We start from the raw sequence: 25,969 nt of genomic DNA, 5'->3' as shown, positions 1-25,969 counted from the left end.
AGGCGGGGAGAAACGCGATGAGATCCACCCAGTTCAAAGGGACGCTCCTCGGTCTGATCAAGGCGGGCGTCGCCGCAACGATCCTGCTCACGGCGAGCGGCATGGCCTCGGCCACAAGTGTCAATCTGACGGCGCAGGCCTCGACGGTTGCACTCCCCGACGGACAGGTCGTGCCGATGTGGGGATACACCTGTTCAGCGCCGGCGACGGCGCCCGCTACCTGCGCGGCGACGAATCCGGGCGCGGGCGCGAACTGGTCGCCTGTCTTGATCACGGTACCGCCCGGCCCGCTGACCATCAATCTCAAGAACAGTCTGCCGGGCTCGATACCGACTTCGCTTGTCGTGGTCGGCCAACTCGGTGTCGGCCAAGGCACGACGGCGACGAGCACAACAAGCCCCGTGCATGCGACGCAAACCGCGACCACCTGGCCGATCGCCAGCAGTTCGGCCGGCGCGACTTTCACGCCGCCCGCCCAGCCGCCGCGCGTGCAGTCGTTCGCGAACGAAGTGACGAATGGCCAGACGACCACCCTTGCCTGGAACAATCTCAACCCCGGCACTTACCTGATCGAGTCGGGCACGCATCCGTCCATTCAGGGGCCCATGGGCCTGTATGGCGTGCTGGTGGTCACAACGCCGGCCAACGGCACCACGCGCGCGCTGGCCTATCCGGGCGTCAGCTATGACGCGGACGTACCGCTCGTGCTGAGCGAAATCGATCCGGTGCAGAATGCCGCAGTGGCCTCTGCGGTGACGACATCCGGCTTCAGCGAAACCAGAGTCTGGTCCGGTCAGCCGGGCGGTTGCGGCAATCCGTCGTCGTCTACGTACGGCACCTGCTATCCGCCGGCGGTGAACTACGACCCGCGCTATTACCTGATCAACGGCATCGCGTTCGACCGCACCAACGCGTCCGGTTCGACCTTTGCGGCTGCCGCGCCGGCCTCCACGGGGCTCGTGCTGCTGCGCTTCGTCAATGCCGGGCTGCGCATGCACGTACCGTCCGTCGTGGGCGCGCAAACCGGCAATCCGCCGGTGTCCGGATTCTCGCTGCTGGCGGAGGACGGCAACGTTTTGCCGGGCAATCTGCGGGTTCAGTCGGAGGTGTTCCTCGCTGCCGGCAAAACCTATGACGTGCTGATGAATGCGCCTGCAACGGGCGCACTCGCGTTGCCTGTGTTCGATCGCGAGTTGAGCCTGTCCACCAATAATCAACGCGATGGCGGCATGCAGGGGTATATCAGCGTGAACGGTGGCGCAACGCCGGTGTCGACGGCTGCCAACACCGGCGCCGTAGCCAACCCCGACAAGTATTTCCTCGTGCCCGGCAACACCCTGAGCGTGACCGATCCCGCACGCGGCGTGATCGCCAACGATGTGGGCGTCTCCGGCGTGCAGGTCAAGACCCCGCCGAAAGGCGGCGTGCTCACGCTGAATCAGAACGGCACCTTCACGTATGTGCCGAACAGCGGCACGACGTCGGACAGCTTCGTCTATCAGGCGAACGGCAATCCCGCGCTGACAGCGCTAGTGACGCTGGCGCCCTGCACGGCAAGTGCTCATTGCCTGTCAGGCGCACCCGTTGCCAATGACGGCGCGTACACCAGCAACGTAGCTTCACTTATGCACGTCGGCGCACCTGGCGTGCTCGCCAACGCTAAAGATCCGGCCGGCCTGCCGCTCACCGCAACCTTGTCGGGTACGACAAGCAACGGCACCGTCACGCTGAACGCCGATGGGTCGTTCAACGTCGTACCGTCGAATCCGCCGGCGGGTACCTCGACGGCCACGGTCACGTTCCACTACAAGGCGGTCAATTCACAGAACACGGCTAGCACACCGGCGAAGGTCACCGTGACGTTCAAGGGCGGCAGCGGACTCAAAGTGGCGGTGAAGGACGCGCCGACCGGCATAGCGCTCAACGACTATCGCTGGATCATCGAAGAGGACCGCACGTTCCAGATCGATCCTGCCTGCCAGGTGAACGGCGCCGGGCGTCCGTCTACCTGCCCGCCGCTGCCGGTGCCGAGTCTCGGCACCAGTTTCCACACCAGCTACATGCCGGTCATCGCGTCGGGCTGCGTGGGAACCATAGCGTGCGAGTCGGGGCAGACGGTGTTCGATCCGGCCACCAACTCGCATGTGCCGGCCGTGTGCGACGTCGGCGACGGAGCATGCCGCACGACCGCCGCGCAACAGACTCCGGTCGATCCGTCGCAAGTCGCGCTCGATCCAACGAAGCACTATTACATTTCGATCCTGCCGGGCGACGCGGGCAACACGTTCGCGCAAGGCTCCGGCGCGCCGGTAACGGGGTCGAACGGTAAGCTACGGCAATTCGACATCTCGAAGGACTGCCCGTCCGGCCCGGGCGGCGGGGACTTCGCGCCCGGTTCCGGCAAATGTGGGCACGCGCTGGGCGGCGCGCCGATCGCACCGGCGCAAACGGCGGTGAACGTGCTGCTGCAACAGACCCCGCTGCAGCCCGCGAAAATTTCCGTGTTCGTGTTTGAAGACGACGCGCCGGTCAACGGTGAAGTGGACGTGAGCGGCGGTACGGACGCATTCGGCACGGCGCGTGAACCGGGCCTCGGCGGCTTCGAAGTCAAGCTCTTCGACGACGCGGGCGGCACCGGCGACGCGACCGGGCAGATGAGCTACGACATGTTCAACATGCCGCTGTCCAACTCGCTCGCGGGAATGAAGGACCCGGCCACCGGTCTCGACGCTTGCCCGATCTCGAAGACGACCCATGACGGCATCGTCGGCATGATTCCGACTTGCCCGAAATTCGAGTCTGACGGCAAGACGCTGTCGCCGCTGGTGGGCCAGGCGATCATCGCCAATCTGATGCCGGGGCGCTACGGTGTGGCCGCGTACCCCGCGGCCGACCGCATCGGACGCGGCGAAGAGTGGCTGCAGACCAACACGCTCGACGGCCAGAAAGCGCACGATGCGTTCATCAAGGTCGGCGGCCCGGCGTACTTCCAGGAATTCGGGCCGGCGGGTTTTCACGTGACGATCGGCTTTGCCAATCCGAAGATCATCAATGCGCGACTGCCTGCTCTTTGCAAAGGCGTGACCTGCAACAACGGCATCAAAGGCAAGATTACCAACCTGCACTACAGCCGGCCGCCTAATGAAAACCTCTATGGCGCCGGCTCGCGCGACTCGCTCAGCTTCACGCAGTGTTATGTGAGCGTCGGCGATCCGGACGGCGAGGATGTCGCGTTCACCAAGTGCGCGGCCGACGGCTCGTTCAGCGTGAGCGGCTTGCCCGACGGCACGTACAGAATCACGGTGTTCGATCAGTGGAACGATCAGATCGTCGACGGGCTGGCGACGGCCGTCGCGGTGAAGGGTGGTCAGACGGCGGACGTCCACGAGCTGTCGGTGCTTCAATGGCACACCAATCTGTACACGCGCACCTACCTCGATACCACTGGCAATGGCGTGTCGGATGCCAGCAAGCCCGGTATCGCGCTCGTGCCTACCACGATCCGGTTCCGCGACGGCAGCTATTCGAACTTCAATACCACCGACCTGAACGGCTATGCGTCGTTCAACGAAGTATTCCCGCTGTTCAACTGGTACATCGCGGAGACCGATACGACGCGCTACAAGCAGACCGGCGTCCATGCGGTCTACGATGCGGGCGGCCCGCCGGATGGCACGCCCGGCGGCGGTACCTCGACCATTGCGGCTCACTACGCCAACACGAAGGAATCCGCGACGGCGCACCTGCCAACCAACCTGCGCTTTCCGGGATCGGTGTATTGCAACGACGCGGACTGCAGCGATCGCTCAGGCACCAATCCATCGACGGGACGGATCGATCCGCCGTGGGTGACGACCATGGGCTGGCAAGGCTTCTCCGGTCAGAGCTCGTTCCTCGAATTCGGCAAGACGCCGTTCGGCGCGACCGAAAACGGCGGCATTCGTGGTGAGGTGGTCTATGCGTCGACACGACCGTTCGACGACCCGGCCCAGCTCGTTCACACGAGCTGGACGCCGAACGTGCCGAACGTCACGGTGAACCTCTATCAGGAGACCATTGCCGCGGACGGCACCACGAGCCTCGCGCTCGTGGATACGACCAAAACCAGCAGTTGGGACGACTGGGCGCAGGGCTTCCGCTCGGACGGCGTACCGAACATGAACTGTCCGGGCCAGGAAACCACGGACCCGTTCTTCTTCACGCTGAAAAACTCGACGCAGTGGCTCGATACCCAGCAGCGCGCGTTGCCGGCAAACTCGCAATTCAAGTGCTATGACGGCATGCACGCGTTCAACCAGTTGCAGCCCGCGCCGTATGACGGGATGTACCAGTTCCCGAGCGTGACGGGCCGCAACCCGACCACCGGAAAGCCGACCGGCACGAACTGCTCGATCTGCGTGGCGAATCCGTCCGGCGACGGCACGAAAATGCTGCCCGCAGGCAAGTACGTGGTCGAAGTCATCGTGCCGCCGGGCTATGAACTCGTGAAGGAGGAGGACAAGAACATCCTGATCGGCGATAACTACATCGCGCCGGTGACGCAACAGTTCGGCAGTCTCGGCAACATCTTCATCCTGCCCGACCAGGCGGCGGTGAATTCGAGCTACAACGCCAACAATGCGCAGAACCCGACCACGGATCTCGGCATGCAGCCTCGCAACGAAGAGGTCACCGGCATCATTCAACCTGCCTGGCCGTGCGTGGGTGCGCTGCGGATCGTGCCCGACTACATCAGCCTGTTCCCCGGTTCGCAGGAAGTCGCACCGTTCGCGGGCGCGTCGCGGCACCTGTGCGACCGCAAGGAAGTCACGCTGACCAACCAGATGTCGGCGGTCGCGAAGTTCTGGATATTCAGCTCCACGCACGTCGCCGCTCACTTCACGGGCTTCATGCTGGATGACTTCTCGTCTGAATTCGACCCGTACTCGCCGCAGTTCGGCGAAAAATTCGCGGTGCCGAACGTGCCGGTTTCGCTGAAGGACTTCGCTGGCAACGAAGTGTCCCGAGTGTATGCGGATCAGTGGGGCATCTTCAACGGGCTGCAATATTCGACGTGGGAAGTGAATCCGCCGAACCCGACGGGTTACGCACCGAACATGATGGTGGCCTGCATGAACGATCCCGACATGCCCGATCCGGCGCATCCCGGCCAGACGAAACGCGATCCGCTCTTTAATCCGGCGTACAGCCAGTTCTGCTACGAGATTCCGTTCATGCCCGGCCAGACGCAGTATATGGATACGCCGGTCGTGCCGGTCCAGGCCTTCGCGGATGGCTACAACCAGCCTGACTGTGCCTATCCCGACGGAACCCCGGCCGTCTCGACGGTGACCGGCGACTCGATCGGCGGCAGTGGGGCAGGTCCGTGGGTCAGTGCGGCCGGCCATACGCTGACGATCAAAGCGCTCGGCGATCAGACCGTAGTCAACCATGCCTATACCGGACCGGCTGCGACCACGGCGCCGTTCAACCAGAAGTTCGTCACGCGCCACTATGGCTTCGGGGCCGCGCAGGGCACTGGCACGGTCACGATCGGCGGTGCCGCCGCGACGGTGACCTCGTGGAGCGACATGCAGATCACGGTGACGGTGCCTACGCTGAGCAAGACGCAGTCGAGCTGCACGATCCAGCAGATGGGCGTAACCACGGCGACGAGCTGCGGTGAACTGGTGATCACGGCCGGCAACGGCAAGAAGTCGATCGATACGGTCACAGTCACGATCGGCGGTAAGGCACCTACGTATGTGGCTGGCGAGAACGGCACGAGCAACGCCATCCAGACCGCCATCGACAAAGCAACCCCGGGCGACATGATCATCGTCGGCCCCGGCGTCTACAAGGAGATGCTGTTGATGTGGAAGCCGGTTCGTTTGCAAGGCGTCGGCGCGAGCTCCGTGACGGTCAACGCGAATCCCCACCCGTCCGGCAAGATGGACCCGTGGCGCAGACAGGTCGACTGCCTGTTCGGCGTGGCGCTCAACGGTGGCCTGATCAGTTCCAGTAACCCGTACGACCCGACCGGCAAGTACTCGTGCAGCAGCACGATGCAACGGCAAGTGGATGCGATTCCGCTGGAACCGACGATAGGCTGGGACAACACGCTCAACGGCAATCTCGGTGAACTGCTGATCGAACCCACGCTGATGGGAGCCTACGAAGGCGCCGCCATCACGGTGCTCGCCAAGGGCGTGGCCGACGTGAACGGGCAGGCAGACGCGAACTGCACGGCGAACGGCATCTGCACGCCGCTCACCAGCAGTAAAAAGGATTGCGCTCAGTACCCCAGCAACTTCCTGTGCAATCCGTCGCGGGTGGACGGCATGACCTTCACGAATAGTTCGCAAGGCGGCGGCGGGATCTTCCTGCACGGCTGGAACCACTACACGGAGGTGTCGAACAACCGCGTGTCGAGCAATGCCGGAACGCTCACGGGCGGCATCACGATCGGCCAGGTCGAAGTGCCGGACGGCACGATCGCGGCGAACGGCGTCACGGAGCTGCCGTTCGGGTACAACACATTTGTGAACGTGCACCACAACGCGGTGACCTCGAACGCATCGTATGGCGATGAAATCAACTCGACGACGCCTTCGTCCGCGGCCGGCGTGACGTTCTGCTCGGGCGCCGACAACTATCACTTCAACTACAACTTTGTGTGCGGCAATATCAGCAGCGGCGACGGCGGCGGCATCGCTCACTTCGGGTTCAGCTACAACGGCGACATCTCGCACAACTGGGTGATCTTCAACCAGAGCAACAACCCGACGTTGCCGACGTACGGCGGCGGCATCATCGCCCAGGGCGTGCCGCCGGACGGCACCTTCTGTGAAAACTCGGCGGTCGACATCGACTGCGCGCCGCAGCTTTCCGATGGCGTCGGTCCGGGCCTCGTGATCGACGGCAACCTGATTGTCGGCAATACCGCGGAAAGCGGTAAAGGCGGCGGTCTGCGCTTGCAGAACATCAACGGCACGGACGTGCAGCGCAGTCCGAGCGACAGCAAATCGTGGAACGACGTTACCGTCATCAACAACATCATCGCGAACAACGTGGCGGGCTGGGCGGGCGGAGGCGTGTCGCTGCAGGACGCGGTGGCGGTGAGCTTCATCAATAACACGGTGATTTCGAACGATTCGACTTCCACGGCCGGTGTGCTGTTCAATACGGCGCTGGCTGCGCAGGCGAACGTCGGGCCGCCGAACTGCACGACGGTGGGCGCCGAAACGACCTGCAGCCCGATCACGACGTCGACGTTCCAGCCGGCGGGTCTCGAGGTCGCGCGGCATACGTCGAACTTCATCAGTGCGTTCGCGAATTCGAAGAAAAATCTGAAGTGTCCTGGCAACGTGTCGGACTGCCAGACGTTCTCCGACCCGGTGCTGACGAACAACGTGTTCTGGCAAAACCGCTCCTTCTATATCACCGTGGCCGGACTCGATCCGAACATTCAAGGCCGGCAGAACATGGTCACGCTGAACCCGACGCTGAACCAGGCGGGCCAGAAGACCGGGTATTGCGATCCGCATGCGATGTATTGGGACATCGGCGCGTATGGCGATGTGAAGCCCTCGACTCACGAGTCGGGGGTGACGCTGGCCCCGCAGTATTCGATCCTGACCGATGTTGGCGATTACCCGAACGCGCACAATATCGGCACGAATCCGGGCGTGGTCAGCCAGTACTGCAACGGCTCGCGCGTGCCGCCTGAAGCTGGCGGGATCGGCTTCTCGGTGCCTCCGGGGATTGCCGACACGGTGCTGCCGAATCCGCTCTTCAGCCTGCTGCCGTCGGCCACGCCGGATGAAGGCAACAACTGGATCAACATGTCGTATGGGCCGCTGTCGCTGTCCAACGCCACGATCACGACGGGAGCCGGCTACGGCGTGCCGCTCGGCGACTATGCGATCCAGTCGAATTCGCCGGCCGTCAACGCAGGCGTGGCGGCCGGTGCGCCGAACCACGACTTCTTCGGCACGGCGCGCCCGCAGGCCGGGGGGATCGACATCGGCGCGGTCGAGTTGCCGAGCAATGGTAAAAATGCCGGTCTCGCCGGGCTGGTGACAGGAAGCTTGCTGCCGTTCGGTCCCGGGGGACTCTTGCCATGAAACACCCATCGTCTCCGGCGTGGCGAGCCGCGTTGGTTCTATCGGGTGTCTGTCTGGCCGCGGTCATGCTGGATGCAGCCGCGGCGCAGCAGAACCCGGCGGCGGCAGCGAATTCGCCAAAGGCGTCGCCGTATATGCCGGTGAAAGTGCCGCAGCACGCGCAGCAGCTGTATCAAATGATGCATGGCGTCGACAACCTGAGCGTGCGGCGCACAGCCTCCGGCAATCTGCTGCGCTTCAGCTATCGCGTGACCGACCCGGCGGTCGCGCAGTTGCTCGGCGACAAGAACTCGACACCGTATCTGTATGGCGAGAGAAGTCATGCATTGCTCGAAGTGCCGGTGATGGACACGATCGGCCAGCTTCGGCAGACCGGTCCGCAGGAGGTCGGCCAGCAATACTGGGTGGTGTTCTCCAACAAAGGCAATCTGATCAGGGCAGGCGATCGCGTCAACGTGCTGATCGGCACGTTTCATATCGATGGACTGGTGGTCGAATGATCGCGCCAGCGATCCGCGAACAAAGGGAGGGGTGAGCCATGAAGCGGTTGTTTTCGATGACGGTGCCGATGGCGGCCTTGCTGGCCGCGGCCCTGATGCCGGCCGCGGCGTCGGCGGCCGACCTGAGCGCGGCGCAGATCGTGGAGCGCAACGTCGCTGCGCGCGGCGGTCTGAAGGCGTGGCACGCCGTCAACACGATAACGATGACAGGACAGATCGACGTGGGCGGCACCAAGCCAGTCAAGCTGCCGTTCACGATGACGATGAAGCGGCCGCACAAGAGCCGCTTTGAACTTCGTTTCGACAATCAGACGGCGTATCAGGTCTACGACGGTTCGCAAGGCTGGAAAGTCCGGCCGTTCCTCGGACGCAATGACGCCGAGCCTTATACGTCTGCCGAGGCGAAATCGGCCGCGAACACCGCCGATCTCGACGGCCCGCTGATCGACTACGCGAGCAAGGGCAGCCAGGTCGCGGTGCAGGGCATGGATACCGTGGAGGGCCACCGCGCCTACAGGCTCTTGCTGACGACGAAAGATCGCACCGAGCGTCATGTGTGGATCGACGCGACGAACTTTCTCGAGCTGAAAATGGATGGCGACCCGCGCAAGCTCGACGGGCGCATGCACAACGTCGCCGTCTACTTCCGCGATTACCACGCGGAAAACGGCCTCGTCGTGCCGCATACGCTCGAGACAATGGTCGCGGGCGTGAAGCAGACCCATCAGATGACGATTCAGCACGTGACGGTGAATCAGGCCGCCGACGATTCGCTGTTCGCCAAGCCGCAACTCGCCATGGTCAAGGTGCCGGCTCGCTAGCGACGGCAGCACACCGGGAGAAGGTCATGAAACGGATTGCCTGGTGGTGGGTGCTTGTGGCGATCGCCGCCGCGTTCGTGCTGGCGCAAATGCCGGCCGCGAGGTCGGACGACCGCCTTGGCACGGAGGAAATCGTCGCGAGGAACGCCGAGGCTCGTGGCGGCGCGGATGCCTGGCGCAAGGTCATGTCGATGGAGTGGGTCGGGCACGTGGACAGTCCGAATGCGCCCACGTCGAATCTGCCGTTCATGCTCACGTTGAAACGTCCCGACCTTACTCGCTTCGAGGTCACGGCGGCCAATCAGATGATCGTGCACGTATTCGACGGCAAGGAAGGCTGGAAAGTGCGCCCGTCGGGAAGCGGCGCTCCGGATGTGCGCCCCTATACGAGCGATGAAGTGAAGTTCGCGCGCGACGCGCAGGTCATCGACGGCCCGTTGCTCGATCACGCCGCGAAGGGCATCGACGTCGCACTCGAAGGCACCGACAAGGTCGAAGGACGCGATACCTATCGTCTGTCGCTGCGCTTGCCCTCCGGTGCGACGCGCCACGTGTGGGTCGACGCGCAGAATTTCCTCGATGTGAAGTCCGATCGCGAGGCGCGCGGTCCTTCGGGCCAGCCCGCGATCGTCGAGGTGATGTATCGCGACTTCAGGGACGTGGATGGCGTGCGGATTCCGTTCGTGATCGAAAGCGGCCCGGTCGGGACGGATAGGAAAGACCGGCTGGTGATCGACAAGGTCACGCTCAATCCGCCCCTCGACAGATTGACGTTCGCCAAACCTGTTTGGCAGGGGCGGCACGCTTCCGTCACGATCGGCGCCGATACCTCGCCGGCGAGCGGCTCGCCGGTTCGGCCATAGTCATGCACCGGGCCGGGTTCGTTGGCGTGGCGTGCGCGCTTGCCACGCTGCTGCTGACCGGCGTGCAGCAAGCGAGCGGTGCGCCTCCCATCGATGCCGGCGAGTCGATCTACCAGCGCGGCATTGCCGGCTCCGGGGAAGCGGTTCAAGCGACCCACGATGGCGGCGTGCGCATGCAAGGCGCCGCCGTCGCATGCATGAATTGCCACCGGCGCAGCGGGCTCGGCGCGCGCGAAGGCAACAGCACCATTCCACCGATCAGCGGGCAGTATCTGTTCCACCCGCGGGTTCAGAATCCCGAGGAGCTGGAGATACCCTACGTCGACGGCATGCGGGCCAATCGCGAGCCGTACACGGACGCGACGATCGCCCGTGCGATCCGCGAAGGCGTCGACTCCGAGGGCAAGCCACTCAGCAATCTGATGCCGCAGTTCGCGCTGAACGACGCGGACATGGCGGCGTTGATCGGCTATCTGAAGCGGCTCGACCGGCGCCGCGCGCCGGGCGTCACGGATACCGTGCTGCACTTCGCGACGATCATCACACCGGACGCGGATCCGGTGAAACGGCGCGGCATGCTCGACGTGCTGGAACACTATTTCGCCGACAAGAACGCTTCGCCGCTCGGCGCAACGCCGCCGCTGCGCACCTCGCGCAAGATGATGTTCATGGTCAACCGACGCTGGGAGTTGCATGTGTGGGAACTGCACGGCCCACCCGAGACCTGGCACGAGCAGTTGAAAGCGTATCTGACGCAGCAACCCGTATTTGCGGTGTTGTCGGGAATCGGCGGCAAGAACTGGGCGCCCGTTCACGACTTCTGCGAGCAGGAAGCGGTGCCGTGCCTCTTTCCCAACGTCGACGTGCCAGTCGAGACCGACCAGGACTTTTACTCGATGTATTTCTCGAAGGGCGTTCTGCTCGAAGCCGGGCTGATCGCGAAGCGTATTCTCGACGCGAATAGCGGCTCACCGGCTGGCATGGTGAAGACCGTACGCCAGGTGTATCGCGCGGGCGACAGCGGCGAGGCGGCGGCGCTTGCGCTCGCGAGCGCACTGAAGGACCACGGCGTGAGCGTATCGAGCCACAGGCTCGCGCCGGGCGATAGCGTTGCCGAAGCGCTTCGCGGTGCGCGTGGAACAGATGCGCTGGTGCTGTGGCTGCGGCCACCTGATATCGCGGCGGTCGCAGGCGAGCCGCCCGCTTCGACTCAGGTCTTTGTGTCGGGACTGATGGGTGGCCTGGACCGCATACCCTTGCCGCAAAGGTGGCGCGACGCCGCGCGTATCGCCTATCCGGTCGACCTGCCCGAGGGACGACGCGTGCGTGTCGATTACGCGTTCGGCTGGTTCGCGATCAGGCATATTCAGGTCGTCGACGAGCGCGTTCAGGCGGATACCTATCTCGCGTGCGGGCTGCTCGCCGAGACCCTCAGTCACATGGTCGATGCGTTCGTCAGAGACTACCTGGTGGAACGCGTCGATGACATGCTCGACCATCGGATCCTGACGGGCTACTATCCGCGCCTGACGCTCGCGCCGGGTCAGCGCTTTGCCTCGAAGGGCGGTTATCTCGTTCGCTTTGCGCAACCCGGGAACACGCGTGTCGTTGCCGATAGCGCGTGGATCGTGCCGTAGCAGCCGGGCAGGGCGGCATGACAGCGCCGCCGGCGCGCATCAGCCACTGACCGTCAGCAGACGCCGGTAGCGGTCCAGCACGCGCGGCACGTACTGACGCGTCTCGGGGATCGAAGGGATGCGATAGCCGGCCCGAATCACGGCGTTCTCGCCCGCGTTGTACGCGGCCAGCGCAAGTTCCATGTCGTCCTGGAAGAGATCGAGCAGGAAGCGTAGATAGCGCGCGCCTGCCAGCACGTTGTCGCGCGGATTGAACATGTCGCCGCCCGAAAAGCGCCGCGCGGTGTCGGGCATCAACTGCATGAGACCTTGGGCACCTTTGTCCGATACGGCATTCGGGTTGTAGCGCGACTCGACGTCGATCACCGCGCGCAGCAGTTCGGGCGCCACGCGAAAGGTGCGGCTTGCTTCTTCGATCACGGCGCTGAACGTGCTGTTTGTACGTTTCGCACTTCGCTCGGGCGGCGGGTCTCCCGCGACGATCACGCGCAGTCCCGCCGTGCCCGGTGTATTGGTCAGGACGATCGCACCTTGGCTGTCGACCGCGCCAAAGATGTCCGCATGCGCGAGCCCGGTTGATGTCATGCCGAGGGTCATCATGACCGCCCGAAGCGTACTCGCCGACAGCAAAGAAGAGCGCTTGCGCATGTTCGACATCCCTCCGCGTCGTCATTGTGAGTCGCGCAAAAGGACCTGAGCAATGGGGCACCCTCCTACTTTTGGAGGTGCGCCGGGGAGGGTATTTTCTGATTTGCAGAAATGTTACGTCTGTAACGAATCGTGAGTTCCGTCAGGCTTGGCTCCTGTTCGTCATTCGGCTCAGGGAAGGAAAATAGTTCCGATGGGGGCGGATGACGTAGTTTGTACTACCTCGCATTCGCGAAATACAGGAAGGACGCACTTTATTCCTATTTTTACCAAAATCAGTTTTTCCGTCGAACGTATCTGTTATGAAACGTTTTTCGCCAATTCAGTTAATCAAACTAAAAGTCACGTCGTGCTTCCCGAATCTGGAAAAGGTTCTGGACCAGATGGCGCGAACCTTGCACAGCAAGGCCGAGCGGGCAATCGGATGTGGTCAAAAAATATGTTAAGTCAAAGTAAGGATAGGTTAATTTCTTAGAAAGAAATATCCAAGGAATCAGAAAGAAATATTTGAAAGAAGAAAATCGTCCTGCCACAGGCGCTTACGGTTGATTAATCAACCGTCCATGCTCTAACGAGGAGTGGGGATCGTGAATACCAAATATCGCGTCCTGGTCAGCGAGGATCATGATCTGCTGCGAAAAGGATTGTGCTCGATGCTGTCAGCACAAGGCGAATTCCCTGTTGTCGGAGAGGCGACGGACGGCAAGCAAGCCTGCCAGTTCGCCATGACGCTCAATCCTGATCTGATCCTGATGGATCTGTCGATGCGCGGCATGAACGGCATCGAGGCGAGCGCGGCGATCAAGCGCCGTTCGCCTCACGTGCGTATCCTGGCGCTCACCGTGCATCAAAACGAAGAGTACGTGCGTGAAGCGCTGCGTGCGGGCGTCGACGGTTATGTGCTGAAAGATGTTTCGTTTGACGAACTGATTGTTGCGATGCGCGCGGTGATGCAGGGAAAAAAGCATCTGAGCGCCGATGTGTACGGCTACATGGTCGACTCTTTCATTACCGGCCGCGAAGCAGTGGCGCCGAAGAACGCGTGGGACATTCTCACGGCGCGCGAGCGCAGTGTGCTGAAGCTGATTGCTGAAGGGCGTACCAACCGGCAGGTCGGAGAGTATCTAAACCTCAGCCCGAAGACGATCGAGAAGTATCGGGCGAGCGTGATGCACAAGCTCGCCATCGAGAACCTGACGGAACTCGTGCTGGTCGCGATCAGCATGGGGCTGTTGACTTCGCTCGCGACCAAATGCGCGGAACGCGATTCCGACAAGCCAGTCCATCCGCCGGTTGCGCATCCGGAGCCGCCAGCGGCACCCGGCGATGTCGAGGAACTGCCAGCGTCGAGGCTCACTGGACCAGCAGCCGGATGAGGGCAGCGCGCGCGGGCGAGCCGGCGGTGTCCGTCAAAGCGTCCAACTCGCCGATACGAGTGTGCCGATGGCGTCGGAAGAGTGGATTGAGAGAAAACCACCCTGCGATTCGACACGGTGTTGCATGCCGGCGAGGCCGAGGCCCATCGAACCAATGTCCTCAGGTGACAAGGGGCGCGTATCGTAGCCGGTGCCGTTGTCCTGAACGGTGAGCAGCAGACCGGTGTCGATCCGTTGCAGGGTGAGCCGGATCTCGGTTGCCGCTGCGTGCTTGACGATGTTATTGAGCGCTTCCTGAGCGAGGCGGAAAATGTCCGCCTTCAGGTAGTCGGGCACATCGCGGTCGTCGACGTCGCAGCGGAAGTTCACCGCCAGGCCTTCGGCACTGCGCTCGACGCGCCGGCACAGCGTGCTCAACGCGACGGCGAGACCCAGCCGGTCGAGTGCTAGCGGACGAAGTTCGCCGCAAATCTGTCGCATCTCGCCGATCGTCTCGCGGATTTGCAGGACGGTGGCGTCGAGCTTTTGCGCGGCGTCTTCGGCTTGTCCGCGACGCAGGCGCATGCGCGAGTCCTCGACCATCAGCTTGATCAGCGTGAGCGCCTGGCCTAGACCGTCGTGCAGTTCGGCGGCGAGGCGTTGACGCTCGCGTTGCTGACCGATCATCAGATACTTCAGCCGATCGCGGGCCGCCGCTTTGGGGAGATGGACGCCAGGCGCAAGCGAGGCATCGGCTGCAAGGGGTTCCTCGAAGAGCATCAGTTGCGCGGCTTGCCCATCGGGCGGTTTCTGCTGCGCCTCGTCGGACGCGATCGGTTGGCGGTGCAGTAACAGCAAGGTGGGACGGCCATTGCGCAAGGTCAGCATCGTGGTGATCGGAGCAAAGTCGTGAGCGGGATCGACCGATAGCTGGGCGGCGAGCGCTGCGCGTTCGCCCTCGGGCGCCATGTCCAGCAGCGAGCGGCCGACGAGTTCGCCGTTCGCGTATCCGAGCAACGCCGCGGCGCTGCGGTTCACCGACAGGAACGCGCCATGCGCCGACAGGATCGCAAGCGCGGCGCCGCGCGCGTCAGTGACGTTGTCCAGTCGCGTTTCGTCGAGTCGCGCCGCGATCCCAAGCTTGCGCATCGCATCGACAAGGTCGCGCAACCTCAGTTGCCGTGCAGCGGGCGGAGGTGCCTGCATGGGATCTCCCCAGCGAGTTTGCTTAAGGAAACCTTAAGCATCGGTTATGAATTGTAGGTCCGCGCACGTCGCTCTGCCAACGGGACAACTACGCACGTCACGCGGGGGACACTCCGCTTTATGCGGGGTGGATGTTACCGCTGGTAGACGTACCCTACCGCGCTTTGGGGGACTTTATCCAATGACGTGCGCGGGCGATTTCATGAGACTGAATTGAACGGCCGGGTGCGCCGCTGTGCTTCTTGCATCGCGCCATTGCCATTCCATTGTCTCAGGAGACCCCATGAAGACGAACCGCACATGGATGATCGGCGCGCTGGTGCTGGCCGGCGCAGGGCTGACAGGCGTCGGCGCCGTGGCCGCGACTGCCGAAGACGTCGCCGATGGCGCCGCGATCGAGATGCAACATCATCAGGCGACGGACATGCAGCCGGCGCCTGCCGGGAAGATGGCCCATGAGATGGCCCACGACACCGCGATGCACATGCATCACCACCATGACATGACCACGGGCACAGTGCGCTCGACTGTGCAATACACACTGCCCGCGGTGACGCTGGTTCGCGACGACGGCAAAGCCGTTTCGCTCCCCGACGAGCTGAACGACGGCCGTCCGGTCATCCTGACGTTCATCTACACGAGTTGCACGACGATATGCCCAATGGTCAGTCAAACCTTCGAGGAATTGCAAGCGAGGCTCGGCGCCGACCGTGACAAGGTTCATCTCGTGTCGATCTCGATCGATCCCGAAGAGGACACGACAGCCCGCCTGAAGGCCTACGCCGCCCGCTTCGATGCCGGCCCCGAGTGGCAGCACTACACCGGCACCGTCGAGGCTAGTATCGCGGCTCAACGCGCGTTCAACGTCTATCGTGGCGACAAGATGAATCACACCGCCGTGGTCTTTTTCCGCGCGGCACCCGGCAAGCCGTGGCTGCGTCTGGACGGTCTCGCAACGCCGGCCGAACTGCTGAGTGCTTACCACGACGTCGTCGCCTCGAACTAGTCATGGGGGGCCGCCAGGAGCGAGCAAAGTGGCGACGACTTATCACGTACTGATCGCCGAGGATCAGCATCTGTTGCGCGGCGGTCTCCGTACGATGGTGTCCTCCCTGCCTGACTACACCGTCGCGGGCGAGGCGACCGACGGGATCAACGCGTGCAGTCTCGCCTGGGCCATCCGGCCCGATCTGATCCTGATGGATCTCTCGATGCCAGGCATGAGCGGCATCGAGGCCATTGCCGTGATCAAGTATCGGATGCCGCAGGTGCGTATCATCGCGCTGACGATCCACAGCAGCGACGAACACGTGCAGGAGGCGTTCGCGGCGGGCGCCGATGGCTACGTGATCAAGGACGCCTCGTTCGAAGAACTCGTCGGCGAAATGCGCCTCGTGATGGAGGGCAAACGCAACCCCGCTTTCGAACAGCATGCCGGGAACGGCGTATCGTGCGATCCGCTGCCAGGCGTTTCGCGCCATGCGCAGCTATGGCACACCTTGACCGCTCGCGAACGCGCGGTGCTGAGGCTTGTCGCGGAAGGCTGCACCAATCGGCAGGTCGGCGAGTATCTGCAACTCAGCCCGAAGACCATCGAAAAGCACCGCGCGAGCCTGATGCGCAAGCTCGACGTGACGAACGTCACCGGCCTCGTGCTGATCGCGCTCGACATGGGTGTGCTGCCGTTGTCGAAACCGGCACGCGCGCTCGATCGCTTCCTGTGAACGACGCGGGAACTGGAGGGTCTTTACCCATCCCTTTGGTCTGGTCTCCCTACTTCTTGCCGGTGTCCACCTGAACAAGAATGAGCAAAACGGCGCTGGTGTTATCGGGCCGGTGGGTCGACAGAAAAGGGGGCACCGTGCGCAACGAATCTTTCCCGATCAGGTCCGCCATGCGCAGCAGCGTGACGCTCCCTCCAAGCATTGGCGACGCACGTCGGCGCAACGGCGGTTTCACGCTGCTCGAACTGCTCGTGGTCATGGTCATCATCGGCTTGCTCGCGGGGCTGGTCGCGCCGCGCTATTTCGAACAGGTTGGCAAGTCGAACACCAAGATCGCGCGGGCCCAGATCGACTCGTTGAGCAAGGCGCTCGATCAATACAGGCTCGACATGGGCGTCTATCCGACGACCGAGGAAGGCCTTCAGGCGCTGATGACCAAACCTCAGGACGCAACGAACTGGAGTGGCCCGTATCTGCAGAAAGCGGTGCCGCCGGATCCGTGGGGTCGCCCCTACCATTACCGCTCGCCCGGCGAACATGGCGACTACGACCTGTACTCGCTCGGTAAGGACGGCAAGGTCGGCGGCACCGGTGAGAACACGAACGTCACGTCCTGGTAGTGCGGCTCTCAGCGAGGAGAATCGACGTGAAGTACCTGCTGCGCGGCTTCGATACCAGCGGTTCAGTGCAGACGCTTCGCGTCGACTGCGATTCGTCCGCAGCCGCGATAGCGCTCGCGCGCGCAAGGGGATTGCGCGTGGTGTCGGTACGGGCGCAGGCGCGAGGTCAGCGCCGGTCTGGCTGGAGCGCGATGCCGGGCGCGAAATTCGACGTCGAGCTGTTCGCGCGCGAACTCGCGGCATTGCTCGATGCCGGCGTCGGCGTGATCGACGCATTGCGCACGCTACGCGGCAATGAGCGCCGCGAGGCGTCGGCGGAGGTCTATGGCGATCTGCTGCGGCAGCTCGAAGAAGGGCACTCGCTGTCCGCGGCGCTCGAGCATGCTAGCCGCGTGTTTCCCCCTATCCTCGTGGCGTGCGTGAAAGCGAGTGAACAGACCGGCGGTCTTGCCGACAGTCTGACGCGCTATTCACGCAACAGTGCGCTGCTTCACGAACTGCGCGGCCGCGTGGTGTCGGCCGCGATCTATCCATCCGTGCTACTGCTCGTAGGCGCGGCCGTCGTGCTGTTTCTGCTGGGTTTCGTCGTGCCGCGCTTTGCGACCCTGCTCGAGCATAGCGGACGCGAGCTGCCGCTGCTCTCACAGTTGCTGATGGCCTGGGGCGGCATGGTGCATGCCCACGGAATGGCCATCACTGTGGGCCTCGCCGTGGTGGCGGTGACGGTCGGCGTCGCGCTGCGCCGGGTCGCGGCGCGCAACTGGATCGCGGATCGCCTGCTCGCATTGCCGGGTATTGGTCTGCACTTCCGCGTGTTTCGCCAGTCGCAGTTTTTTCGCACTACAGCGATGCTGGTCGAAGGCGGCATTCCCGCCACGCGTGCCTTCACACTCGCCAGTGGACTGGTGAGCCGGGCCGATCAGACGGCCGTGGAAAGTGCCATGCAGCAGGTACGCAATGGCGCGAGGATCTCCGACGCGTTCCAGCAAGCGGGTCTCGCCAACGCGATTACCTATCGCCTGCTGACCGTCGCTGAGAAGACCGGTGGCCTGGGTCCTGTTCTCGACAGAATCGCCGCATTCCAGGAAGCGCAAGTGTCGCGCACGATCGATCTGATATCGCGACTGATCGAGCCGGCGATGATGATTTTCATCGGCGTGGTGATCGGAGGGATTGTCGTGTTGATGTACATGCCGATCTTTGAAATTGCGTCGAGCATCCAGTAGGCCGTGTCGAGGGGAAACGCATGGATACGATCACCGAGGCACCGCAATCTCAGGACGTTGAATTGCGTGACGCGCTGCGCACGCTCAGCGACAGGCACGGCTCGGGCATTCGCGCACTGGAAGAGTTGATGGCGCAGGCGTCGCTAAGCGCCGACGAAATGGTGGTTCGGCTCGCCGGGCAGTTCCGCATGAAGTCGATCGGCATGCAGGAATTGAACCGGCTGGAAGCGGATTTCGAGGTACTGCCGTTCGTCGAAGCCACCACCCGGCTGTGCGTGTGCTTTCGCGAGCCGGATCAGAACGGCGCGCTGCTGTTCGTGATCGCCGATCCGCTCGACGCCCGCACGCGCGGCGTGATGGAGCACCGGATGCGTGCGCGGCCCACTTCGCGGTATAGCTGGGCGCTGGCGAGCGTCGGTGACCTCACCGCGTGGCTCGCCATGCGCGAAAAAGACGTGCGCGCGATGGATTCGCTCGCCCTCGACGACGAGGTGCAGCACACCGCCGATCCCGCTTCGCTCGCGCTGACGTTGCAGGGCATCAGCAGCGACGACAGCGCCGTGGTGCGTCTGCTCAACTCCACCATCTACGACGCGTTGAAGATGATGGCGAGCGACATCCATCTCGAATGCCGTGCAAACGGGCTGAAGATCAAGTGCCGGGTGGATGGCGTGCTGACCGTGGTCGGCCGTGCCGAGGGACGCGATGTCGCGGACCAGGTGCTGTCGCGCGTGAAGGTCATCTCCGAACTCGACATCGCCGAGCGCCGCGTGCCGCAGGACGGTCGCTTCAAGGCGGTGTACGCGGGCCGCGAGATCGATTTTCGCGTGTCGATCATGCCGAACCAGTTCGGCGAAGATGCGGTCCTGCGCATTCTCGACCGTTATCAGCTTTCGCAGGCGCCGGGCGGATTGACACTCGAAACACTGGGATTTCGTAGCGACGATACGCGCTTCATGCGCTCGGTGGCGTCCATGCCCTACGGAATGCTGCTGGTGACGGGGCCGACGGGCAGCGGCAAAACGACGACGTTGTACGCGATTCTCACCGAGATCAACGACGGCCTGGAAAAGATCGTCACGATCGAGGATCCAGTCGAATATCAACTGGGGGACATCCTGCAGATACCGGTGAATGAAGCGAAGGGACTGACGTTCGCCCGCGGATTGCGATCGATCCTGCGGCACGATCCGGACAAGATCATGGTCGGTGAAATCCGCGATCCTGAAACCGCGCAAATCGCCGTGCAGGCGGCGTTGACCGGACACCAGGTGTTCACGACGGTGCACGCGAACAACGTGTTCGACGTGATAGGCCGCTTCACGAACATGGACGTCGATCCGTACAGCTTCGTGTCGGCCCTGAATGGCGTGATTGCGCAGCGGCTGTTGCGCCAGTGCTGTGCCGACTGCGTGGTGGACGACACGGTTGATCGAGACACATTGGCCCGTTCCGGCATCGATCCGGACAACGTGGGCAGCTACCGCTTTCGCCACGGCGCTGGCTGCGCGGCTTGCCGTGGCAGCGGCTATCGCGGGCGCCGCGCGGTCGCGGAAACGCTGCGCATGAACGACGAGTTGCGGCAATTGTTATCGGAACGCGCGCCACTTGGGCACATCAAGGCAGCCGCACTGCGCTATGGGATGCAGACCATGCGCACGGCCGCGCTCTCGCTCGTGAAGCAGGGCGAAACCACACTCGAGGAGATCAACCGTGTCACCATGGTTGAATAGTCCGCTCGCCATCGGCGTCGGTACACGCGAACTGGTCATGGCGGCGACGGCGCCGCGCTGGAGGGTTGCGCGTCGTCATGCCGCAGCGCTTGCGGAACCCACGAGCGTTGCCATTCCCGATGAGCAGTGCTTCACCGAAAGAGGCGTGCTCGACGCGTTGAATATTGCATTAGCCGCCGACGCCGGGCAGACGGCGCGCACTGTACTGGTCAAACGCCAGGCGCACATCATGCTGGACGATTTCTGGGCGAGCCACGCCATCTTGCGCGGCGACTTCCGCACACTGAGCGCAAGCGAAACCAACCAGATCGTGCTCGCTCACTTCTCTGATCTTTATGGCATCGAGGCGGAGTCCGTGCAGGTGCGCTTTTCGGTGCAGCGCGGGGGCCATGCGGTCTTCGCGAGTGCCATCGCTTGCACGCTGCACGACGGCATCCACGATGCGGGGATGGCGGCGGGCGTCGACGTCCGGTCTCTCAAGCTATGCCTGCCAGAATTGCTCAATCGCGTGCAGGACGCCGCCGCCGGTGCCGGCACGGCGCTGCTGTTGTTCGTCGCGGACACGCTGATGCAGGCTGTGCTGTTCGAGGAAAACCGTTGGGTCGCCTATGACTCGCAGCGTATTTTTCCCGGCGACGCCAGCGACGCCGAGCGGATCGCCGCACGCGCCGAACAGTCGTTCGAGCGTCTCGCCGGACGAACGAGCGGGAAACGCGAGGAATGCAGAATATATCTGTGCGGCGCCGAATTCGATCCCGCGCCATTCGAGGGGCGCTTTTGCGCGACGCAGAGCGTCGCGCAACCGGCGATGGACAAACCGGTTGCGTATCGTTTGATGGAGGCCGTGCGATGATGCCCCGCCTTCACATCGATTTTGGCCGTCGCCGCTTGCAGGGCGCTCCGGCGGGGATGGTGCTGCTATGTGTCGCCAGCCTGTTGTTGCTGGTGAGTGGTGAACGGCTCTGGCACGCCTACGACGAAAGCGACCGCGTGCAAGCGCAACAGGACGCGCAGCGGCGCCGGCTGTTTGCAGAATCGCACTCCGCGAAGACGCCGCCGACGCCGGCCACGCGGCTCACGGAGAACCAGAGCCTCGCGGTGTTGCGCGAGCTGACCGTGCCGTGGCAGGACCTGCTGTCGATCGTCGAGGACTATCCGGACCACGACGTCGCGCTGATAGGCATCGATCAGAGTCCTGCGCAAAGCCAGATCCGTATCACGGCGGAAGCGAAGAACTTCGACGCGATGATCGCGTACCTCCGGTATCTTCAGGACAGTGTGCTGCTGCGCGAAGCCGTGCTCAACGATCACGTTATCGAAACCAATGTGCCTGGCACGCCGGTGCGCTTTCAGATCACCGCCGTCTGGAGAAAGTCATGAACGGCGCTCGGATGAAGGACAGGTTGCTCACGTGGCGTTTCGAGCTGCGGCGCACGCTCGGACTGCCGGGCTTGCTCGGCGCATTGCTGCTGGGGGCGGCAGCAGTGGTCGCCGTAGCGGCTATGCGAGTCGACGCAAACGTCGATTCGCACGAGCTGCGCGACTCCGAGCGCCTTGCGCAGCCCGCCAGGGCGCGTCATGCCGACGCCGAGCGTGCGGCGGTTGTCGACGCGATTTCACTTCATGCGTTACCCGAACTGTTCCCGGGTTTCGCGCAGAGCGCCGACGATATTGCGACGATCCTCGCCCAGGCGCACGACAGCAACCTGACGCTCGGCTCGGCCGAGTATCTCGTGACCAACGATTCAAGCGCGCATTTTGTGCGCTATCAGATGCTGCTGCCGGTCAAGGATCAGTATGGTGCGATCCGGCGTTTTCTGGCGTCGGTGCTGAATAACGTACCGAACGCGGCATTGCGCGAGATCCATGTCGAGCGCCCCGCGGTAGATGGCAACGTACTGGATGCGCGGGTGCGCTTCGAACTCGTCTATCGGGCAGCGCAGCCATGAAGCCCGATCTCGTCGGCCGCGTGTTGCTGATGGTCTGCGCGATCGCTGCGTTAGGGATGGCTTTGCGCGAGCTGAAACCCGTGCTGCGCACGCCGACGGTCGTGACTGCGCTGACAGGCGCGCTTCGCAGCGGGGCTGCGCTGCGGATGGTTGCCATGCATCGCGACGGGGCGGCGCGTACGGCTGGTGCGGTGCCGGCTGCTGCGCCGGCTGTGGCAAGTGCACCGAATGTCGCGAGTGTGGCGAGCACAGTGAACGCAGCGCATCCGGCAAGCATGGCGAATGCGACAAACGCCGCGAGCTCGGCAATTTCAGCAAGTTCGCCGACTCCTGTCAAAACGACCGGGTCAGCGAAATCAGCACCGACAGCGCGCGACAAACTCCGCGCGCTGCGTACGCCACTCTCGCTTGAATCGGCGAACAATCCGTTCGCCGCGTCGTCGTGGCTGCCGCCACCGCCGCCCGTGGTCGTGGCCCCTGCGCCACCGGAGCCCGTTGCGCCGCCCACCGCGCCGCCCGTGCCGTTTACCTACCTCGGCGAACTCGACGCCAAAGCGGCAAAACCACAGGTTTTCCTCAGCAACGGCGATCGGCTGCTGATCGTTTCGCCGGGTGAAGTCATCGACGCGCAGTATCGCATCGAGTCGATTTCGGAGAGTGGCGTCGTGCTGACTTATCTGCCTCTCAATGAGAGACAGATACTAACCACGCAAGCGAAGGACAATAAATGAAAACCGCACGCAACCGGGGTGAGGGCCGCCACGGTGACAGCGGCTCGTGCAAACATCTGTCGGCTGCCAGATCGCCTGGCGACCAGCGTCCCACCGTCAATTGGGCCGCGGGGCGGCTCGCGTTGCTGAGCATCGCAGCCATGCTTGCCTTCAGCGGCTGTATTCATGCGCCGACCCGTGAGAGCGATCCGACCAACGCCGAGTTGCAGCTCAACTATCTGCGCGACCGCGATCATAAGGTCAATGCGCTGCTCGACGAAGCCGACCAGTTGCGTCAGAGCTATCAATTCGATGTGGCGATCCAGAAGCTCTACGCGGCCAGCCAGCTCGATCCGAACAGCGAACGCGGGCGCAATATCGGCGCAGCGATCGATCGGGATCGCCGCGATCTGGTCTCGCTGCAGGAGGCCGACCGGATGATGCGGCGCGGTTCATATACGTTGGCTTCTGAACGCATTCACCGCGTGCTGGCCCAGAATCCAACCAATTCGATGGCGCTGCAGATGGCGAAGGAGATCGACGAAAAACGGCAGCAGCAACGTGCGGCGAAAGACGAGGACATTGCGGCTTCGTCGATCATGCGCACACCGGTGACGCTGCAGTTCCGCGACGCGAATGTACGGATGGTGTTTGAAGCGTTGTCGAGGACCTCGGGCTTGAACGTGATCTTCGATCGGGACGTGCGTGCCGATCTGAAGACCACGATCTTCGTGACCAACGCGTCGCTGCAGGACACGGTCAACATGATCCTGATGCAGAACCAGCTCGACAAGAAACAGCTCAACGCGAACACGCTATTCATCTACCCGGCTACCGCTGCGAAGCAGCTCGAATACCAGGAGCTGAAAGTGCGCACATTCCAGTTGTCGAACGTCGAAGCCAAGCAGGTCCAGTCGCTATTGAAAAGCCTGTTGAAGATCAAGGAGGTCGTCGTCGACGAGCGCGCCAATACCGTCACGATCCGGGGCACGCCCGATACGATTCGCGTCGCCGAGGATATGATCGCGGCGCAGGATCTGCCGGAGCCCGAGGTGATGCTGGAAGTGAAGGTTCTGGAGGTGTCCCACGACCGGCTGACCGACCTCGGTATCGAGTGGCCTAATACATTTACGATGTCGACGCCGTCTACCGTGGACACATGGGGCGCGTTGCGTCATTTGCCGCTCAATGCATATAACGTCAGCGGTCTGTCGGCCACAGCGAACTTCAAGCTTAGCGACGTCGATGCCAACCTGCTGGCGAGTCCGCGCATCCGCGCGCGCAACAAGGAAAAGGCGCGGATTCTGATCGGCGACAAGGTACCGGTGATTTCGAGTTCGAGCACGCCGAGCACGAGCGGGCCGTCTTACGCACAGACCATTCAGTACCTCGATGTCGGCATCAAGCTCGAGGTCGAGCCACAGGTCTACCGTGACGGCGACGTGGGTATGAAGCTGAACCTCGAAGTCAGCAACATCACCAAGACGATTTCCAGCAGTAACTCGTCAACGGGGCTCACTTCGCTCGCCTATCAGATCGGCACGCGCAGTGCGTCGACGAGTCTGCGGGTGCGCGATGGCGAGAGCCAGATTCTCGGCGGCCTGATTCAGGATGAGGACCGCGTGACCGCCGACAAAGTGCCGGGGCTTGGACAGTTGCCTGTGCTCGGGCGCCTGTTCTCGAATCACAACGGCGACCACTTGAAGACGGAAATCGTGCTGCAGATTACGCCGCATATCGTGCGTCCGCAGCAATCCGCCGACGCCGATACGCAAGAGCTGTGGTCGGGGACCGACGTGAACGTGCATGCGGAGCAGTTGCGGCTCGATCCGGTGGGCGCGGAGGCGACTCAACAGGTGCCGGTTCCCGCGGTGCGTGCGCCCGGCAGTGTCGGCGGCGGCACAACAGGGGCGTCACGCGATTCCCAAGCCGCTGCGCAGGGTTCCGGCACGGTGCCGCCGACCAGTTCGTTCGGCCAACTGCCGCCGGCGCCGCGCACCACGCCTCCGCCCGCGCCCTACGGTGGCCGTTTCTTGACACTGCCGAGCGCGCCAGCGGCGCCGCCGGGCCCCGTGGCGGTTCCGGGAGCGGAGCAGAGCGGGGCTGAGAGCGCTGCGGCCCCCGACGCGAATGCGGCACAGGCGGGCACTCAGGCTCCGGCTCAGGCTCCGGCCCCCGCGGCCGCTCCTGCACCCGCTCAAGCGCCGGCTCCGCCGCCCGCGTTTCCGCCGGGGAACGTCGTGATGCCGCCAGGGGATATGCCGAGCGACAACCCGCTGCGTCCGATTCAGAACGGTGGTTACTGAGCCATGAAAGCGCAGGCGGACGCATTGGCTTCGCGTGGCCGGTCTGGCGCCCGCCAGCGCGGTTTCACGCTGATCGAGCTGGTGATTACGCTGGCGCTTGTCGGCATCCTGGCGCTCGCGATCATGCCGTTCTCGGAACTGATCGTGCAGCGTCAGAAGGAGCAGCAACTGAGCGCGGCGCTGCGTGAGATTCGCACCGCACTGGACGCTTACAAGGAAGCGAGCGACACCGGCCTGATCGAGCGGGAGGCGGATGCATCCGGCTATCCGCCCTCGCTGACCGTGATGGTGACGGGCGTGAAGAATGCGAAAGATCCCAAAGGCGGCTTGTTGATGTTTCTTCGCCGCGTGCCCCGCGATCCGTTCTTTACAGGCGACGCGGATATTGCGGCCGAGGACACGTGGAACGTGCGCGCCTTTGGCGAGGCACCGAATCCAGGTGAGGGCGGTGACGCGGACAACGGTTCCGCCGGCAATTCGCGCGCCGGTAAGGACGTGTTCGACGTGACATCGAAATCCGATCGGGTCGGCATCAACGGCATTCCATACAAACAGTGGTGAGCCGC

The 25,969-nt window shown here is 63.3% G+C and carries 19 protein-coding genes; 17 read left to right on the top strand and 2 right to left on the bottom strand.

Going from position 1 to position 25,969, the window contains the following annotated elements:
* Positions 1 to 17: 17 nt before the first annotated feature.
* From AB3X95_RS03315 to AB3X95_RS03295, 5 genes are read left to right on the top strand one after another with little or no spacing between them, the layout of a single operon-like run.
* Positions 18 to 8,105, top strand: a complete 8,088-nt coding sequence (locus tag AB3X95_RS03315; protein ID WP_368620661.1) for an Ig-like domain-containing protein — start codon at positions 18 to 20, stop codon at positions 8,103 to 8,105.
* A complete protein-coding gene (locus tag AB3X95_RS03310) occupies positions 8,102 to 8,605 on the top strand; it encodes a hypothetical protein (RefSeq protein ID WP_176367249.1) in 504 nt (167 codons plus the stop codon). Before AB3X95_RS03315 ends, AB3X95_RS03310 begins: the two co-directional genes overlap by 4 nt.
* Before the next feature lie 38 nt (positions 8,606 to 8,643).
* A complete protein-coding gene (locus tag AB3X95_RS03305; protein ID WP_368620660.1) occupies positions 8,644 to 9,426 on the top strand; it encodes an outer membrane lipoprotein-sorting protein in 783 nt (260 codons plus the stop codon).
* Between the two features lie 26 nt (positions 9,427 to 9,452).
* Positions 9,453 to 10,289 carry a hypothetical protein gene (locus AB3X95_RS03300; RefSeq protein WP_368620659.1) on the top strand — a complete coding sequence of 279 codons (837 nt, stop codon included), beginning with the start codon at positions 9,453 to 9,455 and terminating at the stop codon, positions 10,287 to 10,289.
* A 2-nt stretch (positions 10,290 to 10,291) separates the two neighbouring features.
* Positions 10,292 to 11,926, top strand: coding sequence for a c-type cytochrome (locus AB3X95_RS03295; RefSeq protein WP_176367252.1), 1,635 nt, complete (start codon positions 10,292 to 10,294; stop codon positions 11,924 to 11,926).
* A 39-nt stretch (positions 11,927 to 11,965) separates the two neighbouring features.
* On the opposite strand, the gene AB3X95_RS03290 is transcribed toward AB3X95_RS03295, so the two are convergent.
* Positions 11,966 to 12,511, bottom strand: coding sequence for a lytic transglycosylase domain-containing protein (locus AB3X95_RS03290; protein ID WP_309235070.1), 546 nt, complete (start codon positions 12,509 to 12,511; stop codon positions 11,966 to 11,968).
* Positions 12,512 to 13,161: 650 nt separating this feature from the next.
* Between AB3X95_RS03290 and AB3X95_RS03285 the strand changes: the two genes are divergently transcribed.
* Entirely contained in the window at positions 13,162 to 13,950 is a 789-nt protein-coding gene (locus AB3X95_RS03285; protein ID WP_176119760.1) for a response regulator transcription factor, read from the top strand.
* A 33-nt stretch (positions 13,951 to 13,983) separates the two neighbouring features.
* On the opposite strand, the gene AB3X95_RS03280 is transcribed toward AB3X95_RS03285, so the two are convergent.
* Positions 13,984 to 15,135 carry a histidine kinase gene (locus tag AB3X95_RS03280; RefSeq protein WP_368620658.1) on the bottom strand — a complete coding sequence of 384 codons (1,152 nt, stop codon included), beginning with the start codon at positions 15,133 to 15,135 and terminating at the stop codon, positions 13,984 to 13,986.
* 304 nt (positions 15,136 to 15,439) lie between these two features.
* On the opposite strand from AB3X95_RS03280, the gene AB3X95_RS03275 reads away from it, so the two are divergent.
* The 11 genes from AB3X95_RS03275 (at position 15,440) to AB3X95_RS03225 (ending at position 25,964) form a co-directional block, all read left to right on the top strand.
* On the top strand, positions 15,440 to 16,141 hold the full coding sequence (locus AB3X95_RS03275; protein ID WP_368620657.1) for an SCO family protein: 702 nt from the start codon (positions 15,440 to 15,442) through the stop codon (positions 16,139 to 16,141).
* A gap of 28 nt (positions 16,142 to 16,169) precedes the next feature.
* Positions 16,170 to 16,859, top strand: coding sequence for a response regulator transcription factor (locus AB3X95_RS03270; protein ID WP_176367255.1), 690 nt, complete (start codon positions 16,170 to 16,172; stop codon positions 16,857 to 16,859).
* A 170-nt stretch (positions 16,860 to 17,029) separates the two neighbouring features.
* Entirely contained in the window at positions 17,030 to 17,479 is a 450-nt protein-coding gene (gene gspG, locus AB3X95_RS03265; protein ID WP_176120108.1) for a type II secretion system major pseudopilin GspG, read from the top strand.
* Positions 17,480 to 17,505: 26 nt separating this feature from the next.
* On the top strand, positions 17,506 to 18,705 hold the full coding sequence (locus tag AB3X95_RS03260) for a type II secretion system F family protein (RefSeq protein ID WP_368620656.1): 1,200 nt from the start codon (positions 17,506 to 17,508) through the stop codon (positions 18,703 to 18,705).
* Between the two features lie 20 nt (positions 18,706 to 18,725).
* Positions 18,726 to 20,438, top strand: coding sequence for a GspE/PulE family protein (locus tag AB3X95_RS03255; protein WP_368620655.1), 1,713 nt, complete (start codon positions 18,726 to 18,728; stop codon positions 20,436 to 20,438).
* Between the two features lie 37 nt (positions 20,439 to 20,475).
* A complete protein-coding gene (locus AB3X95_RS03250) occupies positions 20,476 to 21,291 on the top strand; it encodes a hypothetical protein (RefSeq protein ID WP_368620654.1) in 816 nt (271 codons plus the stop codon).
* Complete coding sequence (locus AB3X95_RS03245; protein WP_368620653.1) at positions 21,288 to 21,818, top strand: PilN domain-containing protein; 531 nt, start codon at positions 21,288 to 21,290, stop codon at positions 21,816 to 21,818. Before AB3X95_RS03250 ends, AB3X95_RS03245 begins: the two co-directional genes overlap by 4 nt.
* Entirely contained in the window at positions 21,815 to 22,387 is a 573-nt protein-coding gene (locus tag AB3X95_RS03240; protein WP_176119768.1) for a hypothetical protein, read from the top strand. Before AB3X95_RS03245 ends, AB3X95_RS03240 begins: the two co-directional genes overlap by 4 nt.
* Complete coding sequence (locus AB3X95_RS03235; RefSeq protein ID WP_368620652.1) at positions 22,384 to 23,118, top strand: hypothetical protein; 735 nt, start codon at positions 22,384 to 22,386, stop codon at positions 23,116 to 23,118. The genes AB3X95_RS03240 and AB3X95_RS03235 overlap by 4 nt, the downstream gene beginning before the upstream one ends.
* Positions 23,115 to 25,403, top strand: coding sequence for a secretin N-terminal domain-containing protein (locus tag AB3X95_RS03230; protein WP_368620651.1), 2,289 nt, complete (start codon positions 23,115 to 23,117; stop codon positions 25,401 to 25,403). The genes AB3X95_RS03235 and AB3X95_RS03230 overlap by 4 nt, the downstream gene beginning before the upstream one ends.
* Before the next feature lie 3 nt (positions 25,404 to 25,406).
* Entirely contained in the window at positions 25,407 to 25,964 is a 558-nt protein-coding gene (locus AB3X95_RS03225; protein ID WP_176108502.1) for a type II secretion system protein, read from the top strand.
* Positions 25,965 to 25,969 lie beyond the last annotated feature (5 nt).

This window comes from Paraburkholderia sp. BR13444 (assembly GCF_040948755.1).
Classification (GTDB): Bacteria; Pseudomonadota; Gammaproteobacteria; order Burkholderiales; family Burkholderiaceae; genus Paraburkholderia; species Paraburkholderia youngii.
Note: the sequence above shows the minus strand (reverse complement) of the source record. Positions and strands in the feature narration are given on the sequence as shown.

What these genes read in the sequence shown, in the direction of transcription:
- AB3X95_RS03315 (WP_368620661.1), top strand. Translation starts at nt 18, where the DNA reads ATGAGATCCACCCAGTTCAAAGGGACGCTCCTCGGTCTGATCAAGGCG.
- AB3X95_RS03310 (WP_176367249.1), top strand. Translation starts at nt 8,102, where the DNA reads ATGAAACACCCATCGTCTCCGGCGTGGCGAGCCGCGTTGGTTCTATCG.
- AB3X95_RS03305 (WP_368620660.1), top strand. Translation starts at nt 8,644, where the DNA reads ATGAAGCGGTTGTTTTCGATGACGGTGCCGATGGCGGCCTTGCTGGCC.
- AB3X95_RS03300 (WP_368620659.1), top strand. Translation starts at nt 9,453, where the DNA reads ATGAAACGGATTGCCTGGTGGTGGGTGCTTGTGGCGATCGCCGCCGCG.
- AB3X95_RS03295 (WP_176367252.1), top strand. Translation starts at nt 10,292, where the DNA reads ATGCACCGGGCCGGGTTCGTTGGCGTGGCGTGCGCGCTTGCCACGCTG.
- AB3X95_RS03290 (WP_309235070.1), bottom strand. Translation starts at nt 12,511, where the DNA reads ATGACATCAACCGGGCTCGCGCATGCGGACATCTTTGGCGCGGTCGAC.
- AB3X95_RS03280 (WP_368620658.1), bottom strand. Translation starts at nt 15,135, where the DNA reads ATGCAGGCACCTCCGCCCGCTGCACGGCAACTGAGGTTGCGCGACCTT.
- AB3X95_RS03275 (WP_368620657.1), top strand. Translation starts at nt 15,440, where the DNA reads ATGATCGGCGCGCTGGTGCTGGCCGGCGCAGGGCTGACAGGCGTCGGC.
- gspG (WP_176120108.1), top strand. Translation starts at nt 17,030, where the DNA reads ATGCGCAGCAGCGTGACGCTCCCTCCAAGCATTGGCGACGCACGTCGG.
- AB3X95_RS03255 (WP_368620655.1), top strand. Translation starts at nt 18,726, where the DNA reads ATGGATACGATCACCGAGGCACCGCAATCTCAGGACGTTGAATTGCGT.
- AB3X95_RS03250 (WP_368620654.1), top strand. Translation starts at nt 20,476, where the DNA reads ATGGCGGCGACGGCGCCGCGCTGGAGGGTTGCGCGTCGTCATGCCGCA.
- AB3X95_RS03245 (WP_368620653.1), top strand. Translation starts at nt 21,288, where the DNA reads ATGATGCCCCGCCTTCACATCGATTTTGGCCGTCGCCGCTTGCAGGGC.
- AB3X95_RS03240 (WP_176119768.1), top strand. Translation starts at nt 21,815, where the DNA reads ATGAACGGCGCTCGGATGAAGGACAGGTTGCTCACGTGGCGTTTCGAG.
- AB3X95_RS03235 (WP_368620652.1), top strand. Translation starts at nt 22,384, where the DNA reads ATGAAGCCCGATCTCGTCGGCCGCGTGTTGCTGATGGTCTGCGCGATC.
- AB3X95_RS03230 (WP_368620651.1), top strand. Translation starts at nt 23,115, where the DNA reads ATGAAAACCGCACGCAACCGGGGTGAGGGCCGCCACGGTGACAGCGGC.
- AB3X95_RS03225 (WP_176108502.1), top strand. Translation starts at nt 25,407, where the DNA reads ATGAAAGCGCAGGCGGACGCATTGGCTTCGCGTGGCCGGTCTGGCGCC.